The sequence below is a fragment of the Streptomyces sp. NPDC016309 genome (genome assembly GCF_043077235.1).
In the GTDB taxonomy this organism is placed as follows: Bacteria; Actinomycetota; Actinomycetes; order Streptomycetales; family Streptomycetaceae; genus Streptomyces.
The window spans coordinates 94,879-119,476 of the sequence record NZ_JBIBSG010000013.1 but is presented as its reverse complement, the minus strand read 5'-3'; the positions used below and the strand labels follow the sequence as shown (position 1 = coordinate 119,476).

The following is a 24,598-nucleotide window of genomic DNA, read 5'->3' as shown; positions in this document are numbered from 1 at the left end:
AGCGACCGCATGGGCCGGCCTCGCCCCCGGGCTCAGGGGGCGGGGGTGTCGCCGGTGGCCTTGAGGGCCAGCCACAGCTCCATACGGACGTCCGGGTCGTCCAGTGAGCGGCCCAGGATCTCCTCGACGCGGCGCATCCGGTAGCGCAGCGTGTGCCGGTGGACGCCCAGGTCGGCCGCCGCCGCGTCCCACTGTCCGTGGCGGGAGAGCCAGGCGCGCAGGGAGGCGACCAGGTCGCCGCGGCCGGTCGCGTCGTGCTCGTACAGGGCGCGGAGCAGGCCGTCGGCGAAGGCGCGCACGGCGTCGTCCGCGAGCAGCGGCAGGACCGAGCCGGCCGCCAGCTCCTCGTGCTCGACCAGGGCACGGCCGCGCCGGCGGGCCACGGACAGGGCCTGCTCGGCCTGCTTGTACGCGGCGGCGGCCGCGATGGGGCCGGCCGGGGCCGACAGGCCTATCACCACGCCCGCCTCCTCGGCCTCCTTCTCCGCGTACCCCTCGCACGCCCCGGCCACGGCACCCCCGTCCCCGGCCAGCACCACCAGCCGCTCCTCCCCCTCCGGCACGGTCAGGACCGCCTCGCCGGTACGCGCGGCCGCCGCCTCCAGGGTCTCGGCGAGCGCGGGCAGCGGCGCCTCGGCGGCCGGGTCCCGCTCCGCCGTCGCGGCTTCGGCGATCAGCAGCCGGAACGGGGCGTCCAGCAGCCCTCCGTACAGGTCGCCGGCCACCGCCCTGGCGTGGTCGGGCTCACCGGACAGCATCATGCGCAGCACCGCCGCGCCGAGCCGCTGCTCGGCCGCCTGGAGCGAGCGGGACCGCTCGGTGGTGAGCGTCAGCAGCGCAATGGCCGAATGGACGGCGTAACGTTCCGCCGTGCCGAGCGGGGCGCCCGTGCCCACGGCCAGCGCGCCGCGCACCCGCCGCCCGCTGCCGAGCGACTGGAGTTCGACCCGGTCGTCGGTGCCGCCGACCACCGCGCTCGCGGGCGCGGCCCGTTCCCGGAGCCGCTGCACGTCAGGAATGAGCCGTGCCGCCCGGCGCGCCGCCCACTCGGGCGCCGCAGCCAGTACGGCGCCGGAGGCGTCGTAGAGCGCGGCCCAGCCGTCCACGTGGGCGGCCAGCCGGGTCACCACCGCGGCCGGACCCTCGGCGAGGGCGGCCCGGGTCATCTCCCGCTGCGCCTCGAACCCGGCCGTCACGGCCCGGTACTGGTCCGCGGCGACCGCCGCCGAGACCGCCTTGGAGATGGCGAGGAACGGGGTGCGGCGCGGGACCTCCAGCAGCGGCAGGCCCTCCTCGCGGGCGGCGTCCACCAGCGCCTGCGGGGTCTCGTCGTAGTTGACGCCCACCGCGAAGCCGAGCCCGACCACCCCGGCCTCGGAGAGCCGCTTGATGTAACGGCGCATGGCCTCGGGGTTCTCCGCGTCCAGCTTCATCGCGGTGACCATGAGCAGCTCACCGCCCTCCATGTACGGAACCGGGTCGGCGAGCTCGCTGACGTGCGCCCAGCGCACGGGCGTGTCGAGGCGGTCCTCCCCGGCGCGGACGGTGAGTTTCAGCGCCGAGTGCTGGACGAGCGAGGCGAGCGTGAGCGGCATGGCGATGACCGTCGGTCTTTCGGGAGGGGACGCGCGGAGGGCGCACGGACGAGGTACGGGGGAACTTCGCCGTCCCGTATGAACGACACCCTTCAAGTCTGCCAGGTTGTCATGTCACGTCAGGCCCCCTCGGGGGCGGCTCAGGTCCGCAGGTCGACCAGAAGCGGAGGGACATGTTCCCCCCGTACGCCCGTCAGGGACAGTACGGCATGCCCGGGCGGCACCGCGTGCGCGAGGTCGGAGGCCGACCAGCGCTGCCGCTCGACCTCCCGCACCGTCACCGCCTCGGCCGTGGCCGCCTTGCCGGTGACCAGGCGGCGCAGGAAGTGCAGGGCCTTGGTGAGCGGCTCGTCGGAGATGATCTGCCGGTTGGTCACGTCACGCGTCTGCACCCATTCGGTGCCCCAGGTCTCGGCGAACCGCCCGCCGTCCCAGGGGGCGATCCCGGCGAACGCCATCCTGCACCCCACCGCGCCGAGCAGCGGCCCGCGCAGCGCCTCCGGCACGTCCTCCAGGGTTCGCAGCGCCAGTACGACGCCCGCGTGCGCCGAGCGCAGCCGCTGGACGGCACGCACGGAGTCGGCGGTCACCGTGTACGTGGCGTCGTCCAGGACCAGACAGGCGAAGAGCGACCGGTCCGCCCGGCCCAGCGCGGCCTCGGTGAACTGCGCCAGCAGCAGCCGCGCCACGATCCGGGACGCCTCGGCGTGCCCGCGCTCCGGCAGGTCGACGCGCACCCGCAGCGGGTGCTCCACGGCCCGCAGCGACAACCGGCGCCCCTCCGCGTCGGTGCGGAAGAACCGGGCGAACGCGGGCCGGTCCAGGAACGCGATCCGCTCCGCCAGCAGCACCCCGATGTCGTCGCCCCGCTCGGCCTGCCGCTCCCGGGCGTCCAGCTCGCGGAGCTGCGCCGGGTCGCCGGACACGGCCGCGCGCAGCTCGGCCAGCGCCCCGGGCGCCCCGCCCAGCAGCTCCCGCAGCTCCGGCACGGCGGGGAAGTGGCCGTGCGCCGCGCGGTAGGGGCCGATGAGCTGGGCGACCGCGGTGGCGGCGCGGCGGCTGTCGGGGACGAGGTCGCCCACGAGGGCCTCGGCCAGCATCCGGGCGGCCTCGTCGGGGTCGTCCGCCCCGCCGTAGAGGTCCAGGTCGTGCGTGGAGTCCGGGCGCCCCACGGAGACGATCACGTCGAAGGCCTGGTCGGGGGCGAGGGCCGAGCCGTGCGCGGTCACGGCGACCACGGCGGCGCGGTTGGCGAGGGCCTGGAGGCACAGGGACTCCACCACCGGGCGGACCAGCCGGACCGTCTTGCCCGACCCGGCGGGCCCGACCGCCAGCAGCGAGGTGCCGAGCACGGCGGGCTCCAGGGCGACCCCGGTCGTCCGGCGGGCGTACGGGTTGCGCGGGTGGTCGGCCGCGGTGCCGATCCGCACCTGGGCGGTGGCCAGGTCGTGCGCGGCGGTGCGGACCGGCAGGTCCCGGACGCCCGAGGGGTGCGCGCAGGCGGCCGGGCCGTGGGCCCGCACGGCGTCGGTGAAGGCGGCGAGCCGGTCCGGATGGGTCCGCACGCCCTGCCAGGCCCGCCGGATGCGGGCGTAGTCCACGTCCCGCAGGGCACCGGACCGGGTGGCCTCGGCGAGCCGGGCCGCCGCGTCGGTGAGCCCGGCCTCCCGCAGCTCGGGCCAGTCGGCGGGGTCCGCGTCCGGGGGCGGCGGCGGGGGCGGGGCGTCCTTCTTCCCCGCGTACCGGCGCCAGATCTCGGGGACGTGCCCGACGCGGGCGAAGAACACCAGGAGGCCACCGCCGACGAGGGCGTAGTACACATAGCTGGCCGCGGCCCAGGTGTCCGGCTCCGAGCGCCACTCGTCGGGGGTGAACGCCAGCAGCGGCCAGAGCCAGTAGTAGCCCAGGTACCCGTTCCAGAGCAGCGACCACAGCAGCCAGCCGCTGAGCAGCGCGATCAGGGCGCCGGCGAACAGCCGCCGGGCGGGCACCGCCTCCGGCTCCTCCGCCGGGCGCGGGCGGTGCCCGAACCGCCACACGCCGGGCTCGGCCGGGGGCCGGGGCGTGCGCAGCCACTGGGCGGTGCCGCCCCCGGCGGGTGCCGGGGCGTGCCGGGGCGGCGGCGGAACGGGCGGCTTCGCCACGTGGCCCCGCCGTGCCTCGTACGTACCGTCGGTGTCCATCGAACCCCTGCCCCCTGACCAGCCAGGTCCCGCATGTCTGTGCCCCCGTCAATCTAGCCGTCCGGTCCCGGCGGTTCACCGACCTGTGGACAACTCCGGAGCGGCGGGCCGCCGGGGGCGGCTATGTCCGTCCCGGACAAGGACACGGGCCCGACCACTCCCGAACGGAGCATGCCCACCCCCCTCCACCCCGCCTAGCCTGCGGAAGAAAGAGAAGTAGCGTCCGAAAGACCCCACCCCAGGAGCCCCGCATGACCGAAATCCCGCAGGAGCGCCGCGTCGTCACCGCCATCCCCGGCCCGAAGTCGCAGGAGCTTCAGGCCCGCCGTCTGTCCGCGGTCGCGGGCGGCGTGGGCTCCGTGCTGCCGGTCTTCACGACCCGCGCCGGCGGCGGCGTGATCGAGGACGTCGACGGCAACCGCCTGATCGACTTCGGTTCCGGTATCGCCGTGACCTCCGTGGGCGCCTCCGCCGAGGCCGTCGTGCGCCGGGCGAGCGCCCAGCTGGAGCAGTTCACCCACACCTGTTTCATGGTCACCCCGTACGAGGGGTACGTCGAGGTCTGCGAGGCGCTGGCCGAGCTGACCCCGGGCGACCACGCCAAGAAGTCCGCGCTGTTCAACAGCGGCGCCGAGGCCGTCGAGAACGCGGTCAAGATCGCCCGGTCGTACACCAAGCGCCAGGCCGTCGTCGTCTTCGACCACGGCTACCACGGCCGTACGAACCTCACGATGGCGCTGACCGCCAAGAACATGCCGTACAAGCACGGCTTCGGCCCGTTCGCGCCCGAGGTCTACCGCGTGCCGGTGGCCTACGGCTACCGCTGGCCGACCGGGCCCGAGAACTGCGGCCCCGAGGCCGCCGCCCAGGCGATCGACCAGATCACCAAGCAGATCGGTGCCGAGAACGTCGCCGCGATCATCATCGAGCCGGTGCTCGGTGAGGGCGGCTTCATCGAGCCGGCCAAGGGCTTCCTGCCGGCGATCCAGAAGTTCTCCAACGACAACGGCATCGTCTTCGTCGCGGACGAGATCCAGTCGGGCTTCTGCCGCACCGGCCAGTGGTTCGCGTGCGAGGACGAGGGCGTCGTCCCGGACCTGATCACCACCGCCAAGGGCATCGCGGGCGGTCTGCCGCTCGCCGCCGTCACCGGCCGCGCCGAGATCATGGACTCCGTGCACGGCGGTGGCCTGGGCGGCACCTACGGCGGCAACCCGGTGGCCTGCGCCGGCGCGCTGGGCGCGATCGAGACGATGAAGGAGCTCGACCTCAACGGCAAGGCCAAGCGCATCGAGGAGGTCATGAAGGGCCGCCTCGCTGCCATGCAGGAGAAGTACGAGATCATCGGCGACATCCGCGGCCGCGGTGCCATGATCGCGATCGAGCTGGTCAAGGACCCGGCGACCAAGGAGCCGAACCCGGAGGCCGCGGGCGCGCTCGCCAAGGCCTGCCACGCCGAGGGCGTCCTGGTCCTGACCTGTGGCACCTACGGCAACGTGCTGCGCTTCCTGCCGCCGCTGGTGATCGGCGAGGACCTGCTCAACGAGGGCCTCGACGTCATCGAGAGCGCGTTCGCCGCCATCTGAGCGCGCGTGCGCGCCCAGGCGTGAGCCCGGGCATGACGCAGCGCGACCGTATGTGAAGAACCCGTGGGGGGCCGATGGCGGGATGGAGATCCGGCTGTCGGTCCCCCCGTTTCCTGCCGTACGGTTTCTGCAGATGAGAGAAACACCCCGTCCGCGGGGAACCGCGGACGACTGCGGGACGGAGCCTCCCCAGCCTCGTCCTGGCCGTGCCTTCGCGCACACCACCGGAGCTTCTGGCTCCGGATCTCCTCACCGATCGGACGGTCGCCCGCCCCACACCCCCCGGGGCGCGCGGCGCACCGGTCCTGCCGGCCGCCCCGGAACCACCCCCCCTGTTCCGGGGCGGCCGGCTCTCCTCCTCCGCGCCGGGCTCCTGGCCCTCTTCGCCGTCCTCACCTGGCAGGTCCTGGTCCACGGGCCGCTCGCCCGCCTGGACGAGCGGCTCGGCCACGCCCTGATCGGCCGCGCTCCCACTCCCCTGGCCGAACTGCTGGCCGACCTCGGCGGCATGCCGGTCGCCCTGCCCGTGCTCGCCGCCGCGGCCGCGTACGCGGTGTGGCGCGGCCGGCGGGTCCAGGCGCTGTACGCGGGGCTGGCCATGGCGCTGGTACCGATCCTGGTCGTCCCGCTGAAACTGCTCGTGGACCGGCCCGGACCGCTCACCGACGCGACCGGCTACTACCCGTCCGGGCACACCGCGACCGCCCTGGTGGCGTACTGCGGCGCGGCCCTGCTGGTGCACCGGCGCCTGATGCCCGTCGCCGTGCTGCTCACGGTGGCGACGGGCATCGGACTGGTGCTGCGCGGCTACCACTGGCCGCTGGACGTGGTGGCCAGCGTGTGCCTGTTCAGCTCCATCGGTACGCGTCGAAGTTCCTGGCGAACTCCCCGCCGCCGAACCGGTCCCAGTTGACCGACCAGGTCATCAGTCCGCGCAGGCCGGGCCAGGCCCCGTGGGTCCGGTACGCGCCGCAGCCGACCGTGCGCGTGAGGCAGTCCAGCGCCCTGGTCACCTCGGCGGGCGCGATGTGGCCGTTGCCCGCCTGCGGGGAGGCCGGGAGGCCGAGGGCGACCTGCTCGGGCCGGAGGGCCGGGAAGAACCGGTCCGCGTCGCCCGCCACCGGGAAGCCGGTGAGGAGCATGTCGGTCATGGCGATGGGGAAGTCGGCGGTGCCCATGGAGTGGTACTGGCCGTCCAGACCCATGATCGGCCCCGAGTTGTAGTTCTGGACATGGAGCAGGGTCAGGTCGTCGCGCAGGGCGTGGATGACGGGCAGGTAGGCGCCGGCGCGGGGGTCCTGGCCGCCCCAGGGGCCCGAACCGTAGAACTGGTACCCCAGTTGCACGAAAAAGGTCTCGGGCGCCATGGTCAGCACGAAGCCGGGGCCGTACTTCGCCTTGAGCGTCCGCAGCGCCGAGATCAGGTGGACGACGACCGGGGTGGTGGGGTTGCGGAAGTCGGTGTCGCCGGTGTTCAGCGACAGCGAGTGGCCCTCGAAGTCGATGTCGAGGCCGTCGAGGCCGTACTCGTCGATGATCCCTGAGACGGAGGAGACGAAGGCGTCCCGGGCGGCGGTGGTGGAGAGCTGGACCTGGCCGTTCTGGCCGCCGATCGAGATCAGCACCTTCTTGCCCGCGGCCTGCTTCGCCCTGATGGCGGCCTTGAAGTCGGCGGCCGGCTCGGCGTTCGGGCACTCGGCGACCGGGCAGAGGCGGAAGCGGATGTCGCCGGAGGTCACGGAGGTCGGTTCGCCGAAGGCGAGGTCGATGACGTCCCAGGAGTCGGGGACGTCGGCCATCCGGGTGTAGCCGGAGCCGTTGGCGAAGCTCGCGTGCAGGTAGCCGACGAGGGCGTGGGCGGGCAGGCCCTGGCCGGGCGGGGTGGTGCCGCCCGGCGCGGTCGTGGCGGTGACGGTGGCCGAGCGGGCGGACTCGCCCGCGGCGTTGGCGGCCGTCACCTGGAAGGCGTACGGGGTCGCGGGCGTGAGCCCGGTGACGGTGGCCGAGGTGCCGGTCACCGTGAGGGCCCTGACTCCGCCGCGGTAGACGTGGTAGGCGGTCGCGCCGCTGACGGGGGACCAGGTGAGCGGCACGGCGGTCGAGGCCGGGGTGCCGGCGGTCAGGCCCGTGGGCGCGGCCGGGACCTGGAGGGGATCGCCGCCCGGCCCCAGCAGGGAGACGTCGTCCGCGTGGTAGGCGCCGGTCCCGTACCAGCCGTGGGTGTGCACGGTGACCGAGCGGGTGCCCGGGCCGGTGCGGAAGGTGGTGGTCAGACGCTGCCAGTCGGGCGCGGACGCGGTCCAGGTGGAGACGTCGCTCGTGCCGGTGCCGGTGGCGCCCAGGTAGACGTGGCTCCCGCGCACCCAGCCGCTGAGCGTGTACGCGGAGTCCGGCTGGACGGCGATCGTCTGCGAGCACCGGGCGTTGTCGGCGCCGGACGGGGTGGCCCGGAGGGCCCCGGTGCCGCCGTGCACCGGTGAGGCGACGACGGCACCGCTGCCCGCCGTGCAGCTCCAGCCGTCGAGGCCCGCCTCGAAGCCGCCGTTGCGCGCCAGTTCGGTGTCGGCGGCGGCGGCGCGGGCGGGGGCGGGCGCGGCGGTGGCGGGGGGTGCGGTGGCGGTGAGCCCGCCGAGGGCCAGCAGGGCCGCCGCGGCGGACGCGGCGACGGGTCCGAGGGAGGTGCGGTCCACAACTGCCTCCGGGGGTGGGGAATCGGGTGGAGCGCCGCACAACTTGGTATGGACCAATCGGGTTGTCAAGGTCTCCGGCACCGCACCGCCCGTCGGGTTCAGCCTGCCTGACGCCGTACCAGGTGAGCGGCCGCCTCGTGCATCGCCCGCTCCAGCAGCGCGGGGTCGTTGAGGGTGCCGCTGCCGTCGGGCACCACCAGCCAGCGCGCCCCGCCCGTCACCCGGCCCGGGTGCGGGACGGCGATCCAGGTGCCGCGGCCGGCCGCCCGCGTCCCGGTGCCGACCCAGCGCGCGGCGGTGCCCACGGGTACGAAGAAGCCCAGGCGCGCGTCGCCCACGTCGGCCAGCACCGGGCCGGGCCGGCCGACGAGCCGGCTCATCACGTCGAGGGTGGCGAGGCCGAGCTCGGCCGGGGTGATCAGCACGTCCCAGTGCCTGCCGGCGGGCAGGAGCGCCACCCCGAGGATGCTGCGCTCCCAGGCCCACCGGCAGGCGTCGGGGTCCGGCGCCACCGCTGCCAGCCATTGCACCGCGGCCCTGGCCCCCGTACCTGTCATCGCCCGCCGCCTTTCGCGTCCGTTCCGTGCCTGCCCTTCGGACAGAGCGTTCACGTGGAGGGACGCGGGCGGATGCGGATCATTACGCGGGAACGGCCCGCACCAGGGTGGTGAAACCGGGAACGGGGGCGCACACCCGGCGCACAGGGCCGGACGGCGACCGCACGGCCGGCGGCCGGAGCGGTCGGAGCCGCCCGAGCCGTCGGAGCGGCCCGAGCCGTCGACTGTCAGCCGTCGACTGTCAGCTGTCGAAGCCGAGCCCCAGGCGGTCCATCGCCTTCAACCACAGGTTCCGGCGGCCGCCCCGGGCGTCGGCCCGGGCCAGCGACCACTTGGTGAGCCCGATGCCCGCCCAGGCGATCGGCTCCGGCGGGAACGGCAGCGGCTTGGTGCGCACCATCTCCAGCTCGGTGCGCTCGGTCCGCTCGCCCGCCAGCAGGTCGAGCATCACGTCCGCGCCGAACCGGGTCGCGCCCACGCCGAGGCCCGTGAAGCCCGCCGCGTACGCGACCCGCCCCGCGTGGGCGGTGCCGAAGAACGCCGAGAACCGGGAGCAGGTGTCGATGGCGCCGCCCCAGGCGTGGCTGAACCGGAGGCCCTCCAACTGCGGGAAGCAGGTGAAGAAGTGCTCGGCGAGCTTGAGGTACGTCTCGGGACGGTCGTCGCGCTCGGGGCTGACGCGCCCGCCGAACGAATAGATGGCGTCGTAACCGCCCCACAGGATGCGGTTGTCGGCGGAGAGCCGGAAGTAGTGGAACTGGTTGGCGCTGTCGCCGAGCCCCTGGCGGTTCTTCCAGCCGATGGCGTCGAGCTGTCCGTCCGTCAGCGGCTCGGTCATCAGCGCGTAGTCGTAGACCGGCACCGTATAGGCGCGGACCCGCTTGACCAGGGACGGGAAGACGTTGGTGCCGAGGGCGACCCTTCGGGCGAGGACCCGTCCGTAGGGCGTGCGCACCGCCATCCCGGCGCCCGCCCTGGCGAGTTCCAGGCCCCGGGTGTTCTCGTACACGCGCACGCCCAGGTCGACGCAGGCCCGCTTGAGGCCCCACGCCAGCTTGGCCGGGTGGAGCATGGCGACGCCACGCCGGTCCCACAGCCCGCCCAGGAAGGTGGGCGAGTCGACCTGGGCGCGCACGGCGTCCCGGTCGAGGAGCTCCAGGTGGCCGGCGAGACCGAGGCGGCCGGCCTGCTCGTACACCTCGCGCAGCTCCTCCACCTGGTGGGGTTCCGTGGCGACGTCGATCTCGCCGGTGCGCTCGAAGTCGCAGTCGATGCCGTGGGCTGCGATGGCCGCCTCGATGGCGTCGAGGTTCCGGATCCCCATGTCCTCCAGCGTGGCCAGCTCGTCCGGCCAGCGGGCGAGGCCGTTGCCGAAGCCGTGGGTGAGGGAGGCGGCGCAGAAGCCGCCGTTGCGGCCGGAGGCGGCCCAGCCCGCCTCCCGGCCCTCGATGAGCACGACGTCCCGTCCGGGGTCCCGCTCCTTGGCGAGAAGCGCGGTCCACAGTCCGCTGTAGCCGCCGCCGACGACGAGCAGGTCACAGTGCTCGGTGCCGGTGAGGGCGGGCAGCGCGCCGGGCTTGCCGGGGTCTTCCAGCCAGAAGGGGACGGGCTGGGCGTCCGAGAGTGATCGTGCGGCACTACGCATGGCACCTGGGGCCATGGCTTCCAACTCCCTCAATGACTCATGAGACGTGCGTACGCTTGCGCCGGCCGGCCGCGACCTGGCCGACGACGACCACCAGGACCGCGATGACGAACATCGCCGTACCGATGACGTTGATCTGGACGGGCGTGCCGCGCTGCGCCGAACCCCACACGAACATGGGGAAGGTGACGGTCGAGCCCGCGTTGAAGTTGGTGATGATGAAGTCGTCGAACGACAGCGCGAAGGCGAGGAGCGCGCCGGCCGCGATACCGGGGGCGGCGATGGGCAGGGTGACCCTGAGGAAGGTCTGCACGGGCCCCGCGTACAGGTCCCTGGCGGCCTCCTCCAGGCGGGGGTCCATGGACATGACCCGGGCCTTGACCGCCGTCACGACGAAGCTCAGACAGAACATGATGTGCGCGATGAGGACCGTCCAGAAGCCGAGCCGGGCGCCCATGTTCAGGAACAGCGTGAGCAGGGACGCGGCCATGACGACCTCGGGCATGGCCATCGGCAGGAAGATCAGCGAGTTGATCGCGCCGCGCGCCCGGAAGCGGTAGCGGACCAGCGCGAAGGCGATCATGGTGCCGAGGGCGGTGGCGCCGAGCGTCGCCCAGGCGGCGATCTGGAGCGACAGCGCGAGCGAGCCGCACAGGTCGGCCACTCCGCACGGGTCCTGCCAGGCGTCGGTGGAGAACTCCCGCCAGGAGTAGTTGAAGCGTCCCGCCGGCTTGTTGAACGAGAACACCATGACGACGACGTTCGGCAGGAGCATGTAGGCGAGGGTCAGCAGACCCGCGACGACGACGAGGTTCTTGCGGAGCCAGCGCATCAGACGAGGTCCTCCGTTCCGGCCCGGCGGATGTAGACGGTGACCATGATCAGCACGATGGCCATCAGGATGAAGGACAGCGCGGCCGCCGTCGGGTAGTCCAGCACCCGGAGGAACTGCGACTGGATGACGTTGCCGACCATCTTGGTGTCGGTCGAGCCGAGCAGTTCGGCGTTGACGTAGTCGCCGCTCGCCGGGATGAAGGTCAGCAGCGTGCCCGACACGACGCCCGGCATGGACAGCGGGAACGTCACCTTGCGGAAGGTGGTCGCCGGGGAGGCGTACAGGTCCTTGGCCGCCTCGTGCAGCCGTCCGTCGATCCGCTCCAGCGAGGTGTACAGCGGCAGGATCATGAACGGCAGGAAGTTGTACGTGAGGCCGCAGACGACCGCCATGGGCGTGGCCAGGACGCGGTCCCCCTGGGTCCAGCCCAGCCAGCCGGTGACGTCCAGGACGTGCAGGGCGTCCAGCGCGCCGACGACGGCGCCGCCGTCCGCGAGGATCGTCTTCCAGGCCAGCGTACGGATGAGGAAGCTGGTGAAGAACGGCGCGATGACGAGGACCAGCAGCAGGTTGCGCCAGCGGCCCGCCTTGAAGGCGATCAGGTACGCGAGCGGGTAGCCCAGCAGCAGGCACATGACCGTGGCGGTGCCGGCGTACAGCAGGGACCGGACGAACTGCGGCCAGTACTCGGTGAAGGCCTCCCAGTAGGTCTGGAAGTGCCAGGTCACCTGGAAGCCCTGCTCCAGGGAGCCGGTCTGCACCGAGGTGGAGGCCTGGTAGACCATCGGCAGCGCGAAGAAGACCAGCAGCCAGAGGATGCCGGGCAGCAGCAGCCAGTAGGGCACGATCCGCTTGCGCGTGGCCGGCTTGCGCACGGCCGGTGGTGCCTCGGGGGCCTCGGGGGCCTCGGGGGCCCGGGGGGTGTCGGTGATCGTCACGCGGCGTCCTCCACCTTGTCCGCGCCCGCGTCGTCCACGGTCCCCGCGAGCATGGACTGCGCCGCGTCCAGGCCGAAGGTGTGCGCCGGGTTCCAGTGCAGGACGACCTCGGCGCCGGGGGCGAGGCGGGAGTCGCGCTCGACGTTCTGCTCGTACACCTGGAGGGCCGCGCCGGCCGGGCTGTCCACCACGTACTGGGTGGAGACCCCGATGAAGGAGGCGTCGACGATCCGGCCGGTGACCCTGTTGCGCCCGTCGGCGATCGTGCCCGCGTCGTCGGCGTGCGCGAGCGCGATCTTCTCCGGGCGGATGCCCACCAGCAGCTTGCCGCCGCTCGTGGTCGGGGCCGCGCACCGGTCGGCGGGCAGCCGCAGCGTGCCGCCGCCGGCCGTGACGACGACGTCCGAGGCGGCCTCGACGACCTCGGCCTCGATCAGGTTGGACGTGCCGAGGAAGTTGGCGACGAAGGTGGTGCGCGGGTTGTCGTAGAGGTCGGCGGGCGCGCCGAGCTGCTCGACCCGGCCGCCGTTCATCACCGCGACCGTGTCGGCCATGGTCATGGCCTCCTCCTGGTCGTGGGTGACGTGGACGAAGGTGATGCCGACCTCGGTCTGGATGCGCTTGAGCTCGAGCTGCATCTGGCGGCGCAGCTTGAGGTCGAGGGCGCCGAGCGGCTCGTCGAGGAGGAGCACCTGGGGGTGGTTGATCAGCGCGCGGGCGACGGCGACGCGCTGCTGCTGGCCGCCGGAGAGCTGGTGCGGCTTGTGGCGCGCCTTGTCACCGAGCTGCACCAGGTCGAGCATCTCGCCGACCTGCTTCTTCACCGAGGTGACGCCGCGCCGGCGGAGGCCGAAGGCGATGTTCTCGTAGATGTCCAGGTGCGGGAAGAGGGCGTACGACTGGAAGACGGTGTTGACGGGCCTCTTGTACGGGGGCAGGTCCGTGACGTCCCTGTCGCCCAGGAAGACGGTGCCCGTGGAGGGCTCCTCCAGTCCGGCGATCATGCGCAGGGTGGTGGTCTTGCCGCAGCCGGAGGCGCCGAGGAGGGCGAAGAAGGAACCCTGCGGGACGGTCAGGTCGAGGGGGTGGACGGCGGTGAAGGAGCCGTAGGTCTTGCTGATGCCGGAGAGACGGACGTCGCCACCGGTGTTCGTGCTGTCAGTCATGGGTTCGCGATCCCAGGGGGTGTCGAGGGGTGGGCGAGGGCGGTGGCTCAGGCGCCGATGAGCTTGGCGAACTTCTCCTCGTACGCCGTCTCCTCCGCGCTGCTCAGGGAGCGGAAGGCGCGGGACTTCGCGGCCATCGCCTTGTCCGGGAGGATCAGCGTGTTCGACGCCAGGGCGGGGTCGATCGCGGCGAGTTCCTCGCGGACGCCCTCGACGGGGCAGACGTAGTTGATGTACGCGGCGAGCCGGGCGGCGACCGGCAGCTCGTAGTAGTAGTCGATGAGCTTCTCGGCGTTGGCCTTGTGCCGGGCCCTGGCGGGGACCAGGAGGTTGTCGCTGGAGGTGATGTAACCGGCGTTCGGGATCGCGAACTTGATGTCGGGGTTGTCCGCCTGGAGCTGGATGACGTCACCGGCCCAGGCGAGACAGGCGGCGATGTCGCCCTTGTTGAGGTCGCCGGTGTAGTCGTTGCCGGTGAACCGGCGGATCTGCTGGGTGTCGACGCCCTTCTGGAGGCGGCCCACGGCCGCGTCGAAGTCGGCGTCGGTGAACTTGCCCGGGTCCTTGCCCATGTCGATCAGGGTCATGCCGACCGAGTCGCGCATCTCGGACAGGAACGCGACCCGGCCCTTCAGTTTGGGGTCGTCCAGGAGCTGGCTGACGGAGTCGACCTTGCGGCCGCCGGTGGCCTTGCTGTTGTACGCGATGACCGTGGAGATGCCGGTCCAGGGGTACGAGTGGGCGCGGCCGGGGTCCCAGTCGGGGCGGCGGAACTGGGAGGACAGGTTGGCGTACGCGTTGGGGAGGTTCGACTGGTCGAGCTTCTGCGCCCAGCCCAGGCGGATGATCCGGGCGGCCAGCCAGTCCGTGACGCAGATCAGGTCGCGGCCGGTGTCCTGACCCGCGGCGAGCTGCGGCTTGATCTTGCCGAAGAACTCGACGTTGTCGTTGATGTCCTCGGTGTACGTGACCGTGATGCCGGTGCGCTTGGTGAACGCCTCCAGGGACGGACGCCGCTTCTCGTCGTCGCTGATGTCGATGTACTGCGTCCAGTTGGAGAAGCTGAGCCGCTTCTCCCGGGCCGAGAAATCGGTGGAGGCGGGGCCGTCGCCCTCCCGTGCGGCGGGCGGGATCCCACAGGCGCTCAGGCCGGCGAGACCGCCGAGCGTGAGCGCGCCGACGCCCGTGGCGCGCAGCATGGAACGGCGGGTGAGGGCACCCCTGCCGTTCGTGAGGCTGCGCCGCATCGCGGCGAGCTGTGCCGCGGAGAGGCTGTCGGGCTGGTACTGCTCCATGCGCTGTGCCTTTCGGGTGGTGTGGCGGTGGCCGCTGGTCGGGCGGCCCGGCGCTCTCGCTGCTATCGGTCCCCGAAGATCGTGCGGTGCCAGTCCTTCCGGGCGACCGCCGTGTTGTCGTACATCACGTGCTTGACCTGCGTGTACTCCTCGAAGGAGTAGGTTGACATGTCCTTTCCGAAGCCGGACGCCTTGTAGCCGCCGTGCGGCATCTCGCTGATGATCGGGATGTGGTCGTTGATCCACACGCAGCCCGCCTTGATCTCGCGGGTGGCGCGCCCGGCGCGGTACACGTCACGGGTCCAGGCCGAGGCGGCCAGGCCGTAGGGGGTGTCGTTGGCCAGGGCCAGGCCCTCCTCGTCGCTGTCGAACGGCAGCACCACCAGGACCGGTCCGAAGATCTCGGCCTGCACGATCTCGCTGTCCTGGGGGGCGCCGGTGATCAGCGTCGGCCGGTAGTGGGCGCCGGGGCCGCGCGGCGCGCTACCGCCGGTGACGACCGTGGCGTAGGCGCGGGCGCGGTCGACGAAGGCGGCGACCCGGTCGCGCTGGGCGTGGCTGATGAGCGGGCCGAGGTCGGTGCTCTCGTCGAAGGGGTCACCGAGGCGCACGCTCGCCATCAGGTCGGCGACCCGCTCGACGAACGCGTCGTACAGCGGGCGCTGGACGTACGCGCGGGTGGCGGCGGTGCAGTCCTGGCCGGTGTTGATCAGGGCGCCGGCGACCGCGCCGTGCGCGGCGGCCTCCGGGTCGGCGTCGTCGAAGACGACGAACGGGGCCTTGCCGCCGAGCTCCAGGTGCAGTCGCTTGACGGTGGCGGTGGCGATCTCGGCGACGCGCCTGCCGACGGCGGTGGACCCGGTGAACGACGTCATCGCCACGTCGGGGTGGCCGACGAGGTGCTCGCCGGCGTCCTTGCCGGCGCCGGTGACGATATTGACGACGCCGTCGGGGATGCCCGCGTCGGTGGCGGCCCGCGCGAACATCAGGGACGTCAGGGGAGTCAGCTCGGCGGGCTTGAGCACGATGGTGTTGCCCGCGGCGATGGCCGGGAGGACCTTCCAGGCGGCCATCTGGAGGGGGTAGTTCCAGGGGGCGATGGAGCCGATGACGCCGATCGGTTCGCGGCGGACGTACGAGGTGTGGTCACCGCTGTACTCGCCCGCCGACTGGCCCTGGAGGTGGCGGGCGGCCCCCGCGAAGAAGGCGGTGTTGTCGACCGTCCCGGGGACGTCGAACTCCCGCGTCAGCTTGATCGGCTTGCCGCACTGGAGGGACTCGGCGTGGGCGAAGTCCTCCGCCCGCTCGGCCAGCAGGGCGGCGAACCGGTGCATCGCGTCCGACCGCTCGCCCGGGGTCGCGCCCGCCCAGCCGGGCAGCGCCGCCCGGGCGGCTGCCACGGCGGCGTCCACGTCGGCGGCGGAGGCCAGTGCGTACGCCAGGACCTTCTCCCCCGTCGCCGGGTCGACGACCGTGTGCTCACGCCCCGAGGTGCCGGGCCGCGGCCGCCCGTCGATGTACTGCGCCCCGGCCGCGAAGCGGTCGAGTCCCTGGAAGGAGTTGCCCATGACGCTCTCCGTTGTCCCGGCTCGAATTGAGTGCCGATCCTGACAGAGGAGGTGCCGGGCAACAAGGGATTCCGTTGTTGCCTTTTGGTTACGCGACGGAATCGGTCGACCATGTGTCGGGTGGGCGCCGATATCTCCGTACGGAGTGTCCGTGGCGGCTGCCAGACTGGCGTGCATGGAGAAGGTGCACGAGCTGATCGAGCAGGTCAGCAGGGGTGAACGCGTGAAATTCCTGCACTTCTGGGGCCACACCCCGAAGCGGGACGGCACGCTCGGGGCGAGCTGCCTGAGCCAGTGGTGGCCCTCGCCGTTCACGGTCGACGGGGTCACCTACGCGACGGCGGAGCACTGGATGATGGCGTCCAAGGCCCGGCTCTTCGGCGACGCGGACGCCGAGCGTCAGGCCGTCGAGGCGCCGAACCCGGCGCTCGCCAAGAAGGCGGGCCGCCTGGTGCGCGGCTTCGACGAGACGGTGTGGAAGCGGGAGCGGTTCCGCGTGGTGGTCGAGGGCAGCGAGCACAAGTTCGGCGCCGACCCGGAGCTGCGGGCGTTCCTGCTGTCGACGGGCGACCGGGTGCTGGTGGAGGCGAGCCCGGTGGACCGGGTGTGGGGCATCGGCCTGGCCGCCGACGATCCCCGCGCGGAGTCCCCCGCGCACTGGCGGGGCCTGAACCTCCTCGGCTTCGCCCTCATGCGGGCCCGCACGACCCTCCGCCACCCCTGACGGGCCCTGCCCCCCGTTGTGGGCACAACGGAACCGGGGCGGCGCCCCTCCGGGCTCGCTCCTCGCGGCCGGCGGGGCACCCACCCGGCAAGGCGGAGGCGCGGTGGGTCAGGCGCGGGGAAGCACCAGGGACGTGTCGAACGGGTCGTGGCCGTACTCGTCCTCGTAGTTGTCCCGGCCCTGCTCCGTCACCACCGTCCAGATCAGGAACGCCAGGAACGCACCGCTCACCACGATTCCCACCGCGCCCAGGATGATCCCGGCCAGGGCCATGCCGTGGTTGTTCGCCTCGCCCCGCCGGACCTTCCCGCGGCCCACGATGCCGAAGATCAGCGCCAGGATGCCCAGGACGATCCCCAGGCCCCACGCGCAGAACAGGACCACCGAGATGATGCCGAGGACGAGCGCGGCCACGCCCATGCCGTTGGCGGGGGCCTGCTGCCAGCCGGCCTGGCCGTACGTGCCGTAGTAGCCGGGGTAGCCGTACGAGCCGGCGGGGTAGCCGTACGGGCCCGGAGGAGTCGGGGCGGGGCCGCCCGGGGCTATCGGGGGCGGCGGCAGCTCGGCGCCCGGCACGGACGTCATCGTCGGCTGGTCGTGCACCCCCGACGGCGGCCGGTAGGAGTCCACCGGGTCCTGAGGGGCCCTGCTCTCCGGCGGAGCCCACGGATCGTTGTGATCGCTCTTCTCTGACATGGGCCCTCCCCGATCGTGTCCGGTCATGCTAACGGCCGCCCTACGATGATCCCTGACCAGCCCGGCGAGCGAAGCGCACACGGAGGACCCGATGACCGACCTGCACCCCTTCATCGCGGGGCTGCCCAAGGCCGAACTGCATGTCCACCACGTCGGCTCGGCCTCGCCCCGGATCGTCGCCGAACTCGCGGCCCGCCACCCCGACTCGAAGGTCCCCACCGACCCCGAGGCCCTGGTCGACTACTTCACCTTCACCGACTTCGCGCACTTCATCGAGGTGTACCTGTCGGTGGTGGACCTGATCAGGACACCCGAGGACGTCCGGCTGCTGACGTACGAGGTGGCCCGCGACATGGCCCGGCAGAACATCCGGTACGCGGAACTCACCATCACGCCCTACAGCTCCACCCGGCGCGGCATCGACGAGAAGGCGTTCATGGCCGCGATCGAGGACGCCCGCGTGGCCGCCGAGACCGAGCTGGGCGTGATCCTGCGCTGGTGCTTCGACATCCCCGGTGAGGCGGGCCTGGAGGCGGCCGAGGAGACCGCGCGGCTCGCGGTGGACCTGCGGCCCGACGGCCTGGTCTCGTTCGGGCTGGGCGGGCCCGAGATCGGCGTACCGCGCCCGCAGTTCAAGCCGTACTTCGACCGGGCCATCGCCGCCGGGCTGCACTCCGTCCCGCACGCCGGGGAGACGACCGGCCCGCAGACCGTGTGGGACGCCCTGACCGAGCTGCGCGCCGAGCGCATCGGCCACGGCACCAGCGCCGCCGAGGACCCGGAGCTGCTGGCGTACCTCGCCGAGCACCGCATCCCGCTGGAGGTGTGCCCGACCTCCAACATCGCCACCCGCGCGGTCCTGGACCTCGACGAGCACCCGGTGAAGCGGATGGTCGCCGCCGGAGTGCTGGTCACCATCAACTCCGACGACCCGCCGATGTTCGGCACCGACCTGAACACCGAGTACGAGGTCGCCGCCCGGCTGCTGGAGCTGGACGAGCGGGGCGTGGCCCGGCTGGCCAGGAACGCGGTGGAGGCGTCGTTCCTCGACCCGGCCGGCAAGGCGCGGATCATCGCCGAGATCGACTCCTACACCACCGAGTGGCTCCGCCGCTGATGCGCCCCGTCACGGTCGTGGGACACCGGGGCGACCCGTACCGCGTGCGCGAGAACACGCTCGCCTCGCTCCGCTCGGCGCTGGCGCGCGGCGCGGACGCGGTGGAGGTGGACGTACGGCTCACCCGGGACGGCGTCCCGGTACTGCTCCACGACGAGTCGCTGAAGCGGCTGTGGGGCGTCGACCGCCCGCTGGAGCGGGTCACGCTGGCCGAACTGCGCGCGCTCACCGGCCCGGACGGGGTGCCGACGCTGCGCGAGGCGCTCGACGCGGTCGACGGCCACCGGGTGATGATCGACCTGCCGGGCGCGACCGAGCGGTCGGTGCGGGCCGTCGTCGGCGCCGTACGGGAGTGCGGGGCGGGCGACCGTGTCTACTACTGCTCCAGCGCCGCCGCCATGCTGCTGGTGCGGGCCGCCGAGCCCGGCGCCGAGATCGCCCTGACCTGGACCACCCTCGCGCCGCCGCGCCCGGTGCTGCTGGCGGCGGTGGCGCCGCGCTGGCTCAACTACCGCTTCGGACTGGTCGGTCGGGAGCTCACCGAGCGCGTCCACCGGAACGGGCTGCTGGTTTCGGCCTGGACGGCCGATACTCGACGGACCATGCGTAGGCTGATCACCGACGGGGTGGATTCGATCACCACCAACCGCGTGGACGCGCTGAGCGCCGTACTGAAGGGAACCCGCACGTGAGCCCGGACAGCACAGGCAGGATCCGCACCGACATCGCGCACAACGCCCGGGTCTGGAACTACTGGCTCGGCGGCAAGGACAACTACCCGGTGGACCGGGAGGTCGGCGACCAGGTGGTCGCCATGTACCCGAGCATCGGCGAAGTCGCCCGCGCGGACCGGGCGTTCCTCGGCCGCGCGGTGACGTACCTGGCGGGCGAGGCGGGCGTACGGCAGTTCCTGGACATCGGCACGGGCCTGCCGACCGCCGACAACACGCATGAGGTGGCGCAGCGCGTCGCGCCCGACGCGCGGATCGTGTACGTCGACAACGACCCGATCGTCCTGACGCACGCCCGCGCGCTGCTCACCGGTTCGCCGGAGGGCGTCACCGAGTACATCGACGCGGACGCGCACCGGCCGGAGCGGATCCTGGAGGCGGTCCGGCCGGTCCTGGACCTGGACCGGCCGGTCGCGGTGATGATGCTCGGCATCCTCAACTTCGTGCTGGACACCGACGAGGCCCGCTCGATCGTGAAGACGCTCATGGCGGGCGTGCCGTCCGGGAGTTACCTGGTGCTGACGCACCCGACGCTGGAGCTGGGCGGCGAGGGCAACGCCGAGGCGATGGAGTTCTGGAACAAGAACGCCACGCCGCCGATCACCGCGCGCGACCGGGCCGAGTTCGCGTCGTTCCTGGACGGTCTGGAGGTGCTGGAGCCGGGCATCGTGTCGTGCGCGAGCTGGCGGTTCGCGGCGGCGGCCGAGGTGGCCCAGTTCGGCGCGGTGGCCCGCAAGCCGTAGCCGCCGCGCCGCCGGGGCGTCAGGCGACCAGGGCCCGGACGCCGGTGACCGGGGCGGTCAGCGCCTCCAGGCGCTTGATCAGGCGGCGTACGAACAGCAGCGGGACGACTCCGAAGACCCCGAAGGACATGTCGATCACCGACCACCAGAAGGGGATGCCCCGGATCGGTCCGCAGATCAGGGCGAGCGGGATGATCCCGGCGCACGCGATCATGCCGAACTCGATCACCCAGATGTTGCGTACGGGGTCGCGGTAGGGACCGTAGAAGGCGACCGCGATGACGAGGTGCGCGAAGGCGAGCCAGTCCGTGCCGTAGAGGAGGAACGGGTAACGCGCGTCGGCGGTGTCGAGGCCGGCGCGCACGCGCGTGATCCATTCCTGGAGACCGGGGAAGGCGTCGGCCACGGGGGACGCCCAGCCGTTCAGGGCGTCCTGGAGCAGGTGCAGCTCGGTGACGAGCGGGAAGGCCGTCGCCCCGCTCAGCACCAGGCAGACGATGAAAACGACCAACCACACACGTATACGCCGCAGGAGGGCGCGGGTCTCGCTCATTACCGCAGCGTACGACCGTGCCGGTCAGGGGCCGACGCCGGTCCCCCGCCGGTGCGCCGGACGGGGGACCGGCGGGGGACCGGCGGCGGTGCTACCGGCCGGTGGCGTCGTCCTCGTCGGCTTCCACGCCCTTGAGCGGTTCGCCGCCTTCGGTGCCCTCTCCTGGGCGGTAGCCCTCGGCCGCGCTCGCGGTGCCGGGGACGGTGCGGTGGCCGGCCTGGCGCTCGGCGCCCGAGTGGGCTCCGGGCTCTTCCTCGGCGCGCTCGCGGGCGCGGTCCTGTGGCGTCCTGTCGTTCATGTCACCTCCCGGGTCGGCGCTCCGGGTACCCGTGTGCGGGTGGCCCACACGCCGGGGGAACGACCGCGGGCGGGCCGGAGGTCCGGCCCGCCCGCGGGGTGCGGCGGTGATCAGCCGAGCGAGGTCATCACGTGCTTGACGCGCGTGTAGTCCTCGAAGCCGTACGCCGAGAGGTCCTTGCCGTAGCCGGACTTCTTGAAGCCGCCGTGCGGCATCTCCGCGACCAGCGGGATGTGGGTGTTGATCCAGACGCAGCCGAAGTCCAGGGCCTTGGACATGCGCATCGCGCGGGCGTGGTCCTTGGTCCAGACGGAGGAGGCCAGGGCGTACTCGACGCCGTTGGCGTACTCCAGGGCCTGCTCCTCGTCGCGGAACGACTGGACCGTGATGACGGGGCCGAAGACCTCGTTCTGGATGATCTCGTCGTCCTGCTTGAGGCCGGAGACGACGGTCGGGGCGTAGAAGTAGCCCTTGTCGCCGACCCGGTGGCCGCCCGCCTCGACCTTGGCGTGGGCGGGGAGGCGGTCGATGAAGCCGCTGACCTGCACGAGCTGGTTGGCGTTGTTCAGCGGGCCGTAGAGCACGTCCTCGTCGTCCGGCTGCCCGGTCTTCGTCCCGGCGGCGGCCTTGGCGAGGGCGGAGACGAACTCGTCGTGGATGGACTCGTGGACCAGGACGCGGGTGGCGGCCGTGCAGTCCTGGCCGGCGTTGAAGAAGCCGGCCACGGAGATGTCCTCGACGGCCTTGTCGATGTCGGTGTCCTCGAAGACCACGACCGGGGCCTTGCCGCCCAGCTCCAGGTGGACGCGCTTGACGTCCTTGGCGGCGGACTCGGCGACCTGCATGCCGGCGCGTACGGAGCCGGTGATCGACGCCATGGCGGGCGTGGGGTGCTCGACCATGGCACGGCCGGTCTCGCGGTCGCCGCAGATGACGTTGAAGACGCCCTTGGGGACGATCGAGCCGATGATCTCGGCGATCAGCACGGTGGACGCCGGGGTGGTGTCCGACGGCTTGAGGACGACCGTGTTGCCGGCGGCGAGCGCCGGGGCGAACTTCCACACGGCCATCATCATCGGGTAGTTCCAGGGGGCGACCTGCGCGCAGACACCGACCGGCTCGCGGCGGATGATCGAGGTCAGGCCCTCCATGTACTCGCCGGCGGACTTGCCCTCCAGCATCCGGGCGGCGCCCGCGAAGAAGCGGATCTGGTCCACCATCGGGGGGACCTCTTCGGTGCGGGTGAGCTCCAGCGGCTTGCCGGTGTTCTCCGACTCGGCCGCGACGAGGTCCTCGGCCCGCTCCTCGAAGGCGTCGGCGATCTTCAGCAGTACCTTCTGGCGCTCGGCCGGCGTGGTGTCGCGCCAGGCCGGGAAGGCGGCCGCGGCCGCCTCCATGGCGGCGTCCACGTCCGCCTGCCCGGAGAGCGGAGAAGTGGCGTACACCTCGCCGGTGGCCGGGTTGACCACGTCGATGGTCCGTCCGTCGGCGGCGTCCCGGAACTCCCCGTTGATGTAGTTGCGCAGACGACGCAGCTCGGTGGTCACTTGCCACCCCTCCTGTCGGTCTCGTGGTGCTCGGTGACTCAGGTGTCCAAGTACTGGACAGGCCCACCCTAGTCGCTGAGGCGACGATTCCGACAGGGCCGACGCTCCATAACTTCGGATTCAGTGGGATTACAACTCCTGAACGACGGATTTCCTCGATCTGGGGTTGCGCGAGTGACGAGACTCGGTGCAGAGTGAAGGCGTGGCCAGTCGAAGCGCAGACCCCAGGGCCGGGAACGGATCGTCACCGACGATCGACGCCGTATCCCTGGCGATCATCGAACAGCTCCAGGAGGACGGGCGCCGCCCGTACGCCGCCATCGGCAAGGCCGTCGGCCTGTCCGAGGCGGCCGTGCGCCAGCGCGTCCAGAAACTCCTCGACCAGGGCGTCATGCAGATCGTCGCCGTGACCGACCCCCTCACCGTCGGCTTCCGCCGTCAGGCGATGGTCGGCATCAACGTCGAGGGTGACGTGGAGCAGGTGGCGGACGCGGTGACGGCCATGGCCGAGTGCGAGTACGTGGTGATGACCGCGGGCTCCTTCGACCTGATGGTGGAGATCGTCTGCGAGGACGACGACCACCTCCTGGATGTGATCAACAAGCGCATCCGCACACTCCCCGGCGTGCGCTCCACCGAGAGCTTCGTCTACCTCAAGCTCAAGAAGCAGACCTATATGTGGGGAACCCGATAGCCGTGAGCAAGGACCTCTCCAAGACCGCCTACGACCACCTGTGGATGCACTTCACCCGCATGTCGTCGTACGAGAACAGCCCCGTCCCGACCATCGTCCGCGGCGAGGGCACCTACATCTTCGACGACAAGGGCAAGCGCTACCTCGACGGCCTCGCCGGCCTCTTCGTGGTCCAGGCCGGCCACGGCCGGACCGAGCTCGCCGAGACCGCCTACAAGCAGGCCCAGGAGCTCGCCTTCTTCCCGGTGTGGTCCTACGCCCACCCGAAGGCCGTCGAGCTCGCCGAGCGCCTCGCGCACCACGCGCCCGGCGACCTGAACAAGGTCTTCTTCACCACCGGTGGCGGCGAGGCGGTCGAGACCGCCTGGAAGCTGGCCAAGCAGTACTTCAAGCTGGTGGGCAAGCCCACCAAGCACAAGGTCATCTCCCGCGCGGTCGCCTACCACGGCACCCCGCAGGGCGCCCTGTCCATCACCGGCCTGCCGGGCCTGAAGGCCCCCTTCGAGCCGCTGGTCCCCGGCGCGCACAAGGTGGTCAACACCAACATCTACCGCGCCCCGATCTTCGGCGACGACCCCGAGGCCTACGGCCGCTGGTGCGCCGACCAGATCGAGCAGCAGATCCTGATGGAGGGCCCCGACACCGTCGCCGCGGTCTTCCTGGAGCCGGTGCAGAACGCCGGTGGCTGCTTCCCGCCGCCGCCAGGGTACTTCCAGCGCGTGCGCGAGATCTGCGACCGGTACGACGTGCTGCTCGTCTCCGACGAGGTCATCTGCGCCTTCGGCCGCCTCGGCACCATGTTCGCGTGCGACAAGTTCGACTACGTACCGGACATGATCACCTGCGCCAAGGGCATGACCTCGGGCTACTCCCCGATCGGCGCGTGCATCATCTCCGACCGCCTGGCGGAGCCGTTCTACAAGGGTGACAACACCTTCCTGCACGGCTACACCTTCGGCGGCCACCCGGTCTCCGCGGCCGTGGGCCTCGCCAACCTCGACATCTTCGAGCGCGAGAACCTCAACCAGCACGTCCTGGACAACGAGTCCGCCTTCAAGGGCACCCTGGAGAAGCTGCACGACCTGCCGATCGTCGGCGACGTCCGCGGCAACGGGTTCTTCTACGGCATCGAGCTCGTCAAGGACAAGGTCACCAAGGAGTCGTTCAACGACGACGAGACCGAGCGCGTCCTGTACGGGTTCCTCTCCAAGGCGCTGTTCGACAACGGCCTGTACTGCCGGGCCGACGACCGCGGCGACCCGGTCATCCAGCTTGCGCCGCCGCTGGTCTCCGACCAGTCCACGTTCGACGAGATCGAGCAGATCCTCCGGGCCACCCTCACCGAGGCCTGGACGAAGCTGTGACCCTCGGCGTGATCGTCCGATCGTAGGCTGAACGCGGCCCGGGTCCTGCCCCATCCGAGTGAGATGGGCGGAC

At 72.0% G+C, this 24,598-nt stretch carries 22 protein-coding genes; 8 read left to right on the top strand and 14 right to left on the bottom strand.

What is annotated here, in order from left to right; genetic code table 11:
* Positions 1-32: 32 nt before the first annotated feature.
* Both ACF068_RS28210 and ACF068_RS28205 read right to left on the bottom strand, forming a co-directional pair.
* Positions 33-1,595, bottom strand: a complete 1,563-nt coding sequence (locus ACF068_RS28210) for a PucR family transcriptional regulator (RefSeq protein WP_392277102.1) — start codon at positions 1,593-1,595, stop codon at positions 33-35.
* 140 nt (positions 1,596-1,735) lie between these two features.
* Entirely contained in the window at positions 1,736-3,778 is a 2,043-nt protein-coding gene (locus ACF068_RS28205; RefSeq protein WP_392277101.1) for an ATP-binding protein, read from the bottom strand.
* A gap of 251 nt (positions 3,779-4,029) precedes the next feature.
* Here ACF068_RS28205 and gabT point away from each other — a divergent pair, with 251 nt between their 5' ends.
* Both gabT and ACF068_RS28195 read left to right on the top strand, forming a co-directional pair.
* A complete protein-coding gene (gene gabT / locus ACF068_RS28200; protein ID WP_392277100.1) occupies positions 4,030-5,364 on the top strand; it encodes a 4-aminobutyrate--2-oxoglutarate transaminase in 1,335 nt (444 codons plus the stop codon).
* A 133-nt stretch (positions 5,365-5,497) separates the two neighbouring features.
* Positions 5,498-6,277, top strand: a complete 780-nt coding sequence (locus ACF068_RS28195; RefSeq protein ID WP_392277099.1) for a phosphatase PAP2 family protein — start codon at positions 5,498-5,500, stop codon at positions 6,275-6,277.
* Here ACF068_RS28195 and ACF068_RS28190 read toward each other — a convergent pair.
* The 8 genes from ACF068_RS28190 to ACF068_RS28155 all read right to left on the bottom strand — a co-directional run bounded on the left by ACF068_RS28190 (position 6,213) and on the right by ACF068_RS28155 (position 16,058).
* Positions 6,213-8,054: a chitinase gene (locus tag ACF068_RS28190; RefSeq protein ID WP_392277098.1), complete on the bottom strand. Its 1,842-nt coding sequence runs from the start codon at positions 8,052-8,054 to the stop codon at positions 6,213-6,215. The genes ACF068_RS28195 and ACF068_RS28190 overlap by 65 nt on opposite strands.
* Before the next feature lie 98 nt (positions 8,055-8,152).
* Positions 8,153-8,611 (bottom strand): hypothetical protein, encoded by a 459-nt coding sequence (locus ACF068_RS28185; RefSeq protein WP_392277097.1) that lies wholly within the window; start codon positions 8,609-8,611, stop codon positions 8,153-8,155.
* 241 nt (positions 8,612-8,852) lie between these two features.
* A complete protein-coding gene (locus ACF068_RS28180; protein ID WP_392277096.1) occupies positions 8,853-10,271 on the bottom strand; it encodes an NAD(P)/FAD-dependent oxidoreductase in 1,419 nt (472 codons plus the stop codon).
* A gap of 22 nt (positions 10,272-10,293) precedes the next feature.
* On the bottom strand, positions 10,294-11,088 hold the full coding sequence (locus ACF068_RS28175; RefSeq protein ID WP_392277095.1) for an ABC transporter permease: 795 nt from the start codon (positions 11,086-11,088) through the stop codon (positions 10,294-10,296).
* A complete protein-coding gene (locus ACF068_RS28170; protein WP_392277094.1) occupies positions 11,088-12,029 on the bottom strand; it encodes an ABC transporter permease in 942 nt (313 codons plus the stop codon). Before ACF068_RS28170 ends, ACF068_RS28175 begins: the two co-directional genes overlap by 1 nt.
* Entirely contained in the window at positions 12,026-13,195 is a 1,170-nt protein-coding gene (locus ACF068_RS28165) for an ABC transporter ATP-binding protein (RefSeq protein WP_392277093.1), read from the bottom strand. The genes ACF068_RS28170 and ACF068_RS28165 overlap by 4 nt, the downstream gene beginning before the upstream one ends.
* A gap of 47 nt (positions 13,196-13,242) precedes the next feature.
* A complete protein-coding gene (locus ACF068_RS28160; RefSeq protein ID WP_392277092.1) occupies positions 13,243-14,490 on the bottom strand; it encodes a spermidine/putrescine ABC transporter substrate-binding protein in 1,248 nt (415 codons plus the stop codon).
* 62 nt (positions 14,491-14,552) lie between these two features.
* Positions 14,553-16,058, bottom strand: a complete 1,506-nt coding sequence (locus ACF068_RS28155) for a gamma-aminobutyraldehyde dehydrogenase (protein WP_392277091.1) — start codon at positions 16,056-16,058, stop codon at positions 14,553-14,555.
* A gap of 175 nt (positions 16,059-16,233) precedes the next feature.
* On the opposite strand from ACF068_RS28155, the gene ACF068_RS28150 reads away from it, so the two are divergent.
* The gene (locus ACF068_RS28150; RefSeq protein WP_392277090.1) at positions 16,234-16,782 is read left to right on the top strand and encodes an NADAR family protein; all 549 of its coding nucleotides are present in this window, start codon (positions 16,234-16,236) and stop codon (positions 16,780-16,782) included.
* A gap of 108 nt (positions 16,783-16,890) precedes the next feature.
* Here ACF068_RS28150 and ACF068_RS28145 read toward each other — a convergent pair whose 3' ends face one another.
* Positions 16,891-17,478 carry a DUF4190 domain-containing protein gene (locus ACF068_RS28145; RefSeq protein WP_392277089.1) on the bottom strand — a complete coding sequence of 196 codons (588 nt, stop codon included), beginning with the start codon at positions 17,476-17,478 and terminating at the stop codon, positions 16,891-16,893.
* Between the two features lie 91 nt (positions 17,479-17,569).
* On the opposite strand from ACF068_RS28145, the gene ACF068_RS28140 reads away from it, so the two are divergent.
* From ACF068_RS28140 to ACF068_RS28130, 3 genes are read left to right on the top strand one after another with little or no spacing between them, the layout of a single operon-like run.
* Entirely contained in the window at positions 17,570-18,595 is a 1,026-nt protein-coding gene (locus ACF068_RS28140) for an adenosine deaminase (RefSeq protein WP_392277088.1), read from the top strand.
* Positions 18,595-19,287, top strand: a complete 693-nt coding sequence (locus ACF068_RS28135; protein WP_392277087.1) for a glycerophosphodiester phosphodiesterase — start codon at positions 18,595-18,597, stop codon at positions 19,285-19,287. The genes ACF068_RS28140 and ACF068_RS28135 overlap by 1 nt, the downstream gene beginning before the upstream one ends.
* Positions 19,284-20,069, top strand: a complete 786-nt coding sequence (locus tag ACF068_RS28130; protein ID WP_392277086.1) for an SAM-dependent methyltransferase — start codon at positions 19,284-19,286, stop codon at positions 20,067-20,069. Before ACF068_RS28135 ends, ACF068_RS28130 begins: the two co-directional genes overlap by 4 nt.
* Positions 20,070-20,088: 19 nt before the next feature.
* Here ACF068_RS28130 and ACF068_RS28125 read toward each other — a convergent pair whose 3' ends face one another.
* The 3 genes from ACF068_RS28125 to ACF068_RS28115 all read right to left on the bottom strand — a co-directional run bounded on the left by ACF068_RS28125 (position 20,089) and on the right by ACF068_RS28115 (position 22,467).
* The gene (locus tag ACF068_RS28125) at positions 20,089-20,622 is read right to left on the bottom strand and encodes a hypothetical protein (RefSeq protein WP_392277085.1); all 534 of its coding nucleotides are present in this window, start codon (positions 20,620-20,622) and stop codon (positions 20,089-20,091) included.
* A 91-nt stretch (positions 20,623-20,713) separates the two neighbouring features.
* Positions 20,714-20,920, bottom strand: a complete 207-nt coding sequence (locus ACF068_RS28120) for a hypothetical protein (RefSeq protein ID WP_392277084.1) — start codon at positions 20,918-20,920, stop codon at positions 20,714-20,716.
* A 110-nt stretch (positions 20,921-21,030) separates the two neighbouring features.
* Positions 21,031-22,467 (bottom strand): gamma-aminobutyraldehyde dehydrogenase, encoded by a 1,437-nt coding sequence (locus tag ACF068_RS28115; RefSeq protein WP_392277083.1) that lies wholly within the window; start codon positions 22,465-22,467, stop codon positions 21,031-21,033.
* Between the two features lie 187 nt (positions 22,468-22,654).
* On the opposite strand from ACF068_RS28115, the gene ACF068_RS28110 reads away from it, so the two are divergent.
* Positions 22,655-23,161 carry an Lrp/AsnC family transcriptional regulator gene (locus tag ACF068_RS28110; RefSeq protein ID WP_392227249.1) on the top strand — a complete coding sequence of 169 codons (507 nt, stop codon included), beginning with the start codon at positions 22,655-22,657 and terminating at the stop codon, positions 23,159-23,161.
* A complete protein-coding gene (locus ACF068_RS28105) occupies positions 23,146-24,525 on the top strand; it encodes an aspartate aminotransferase family protein (RefSeq protein ID WP_392277082.1) in 1,380 nt (459 codons plus the stop codon). The genes ACF068_RS28110 and ACF068_RS28105 overlap by 16 nt, the downstream gene beginning before the upstream one ends.
* Positions 24,526-24,598 lie beyond the last annotated feature (73 nt).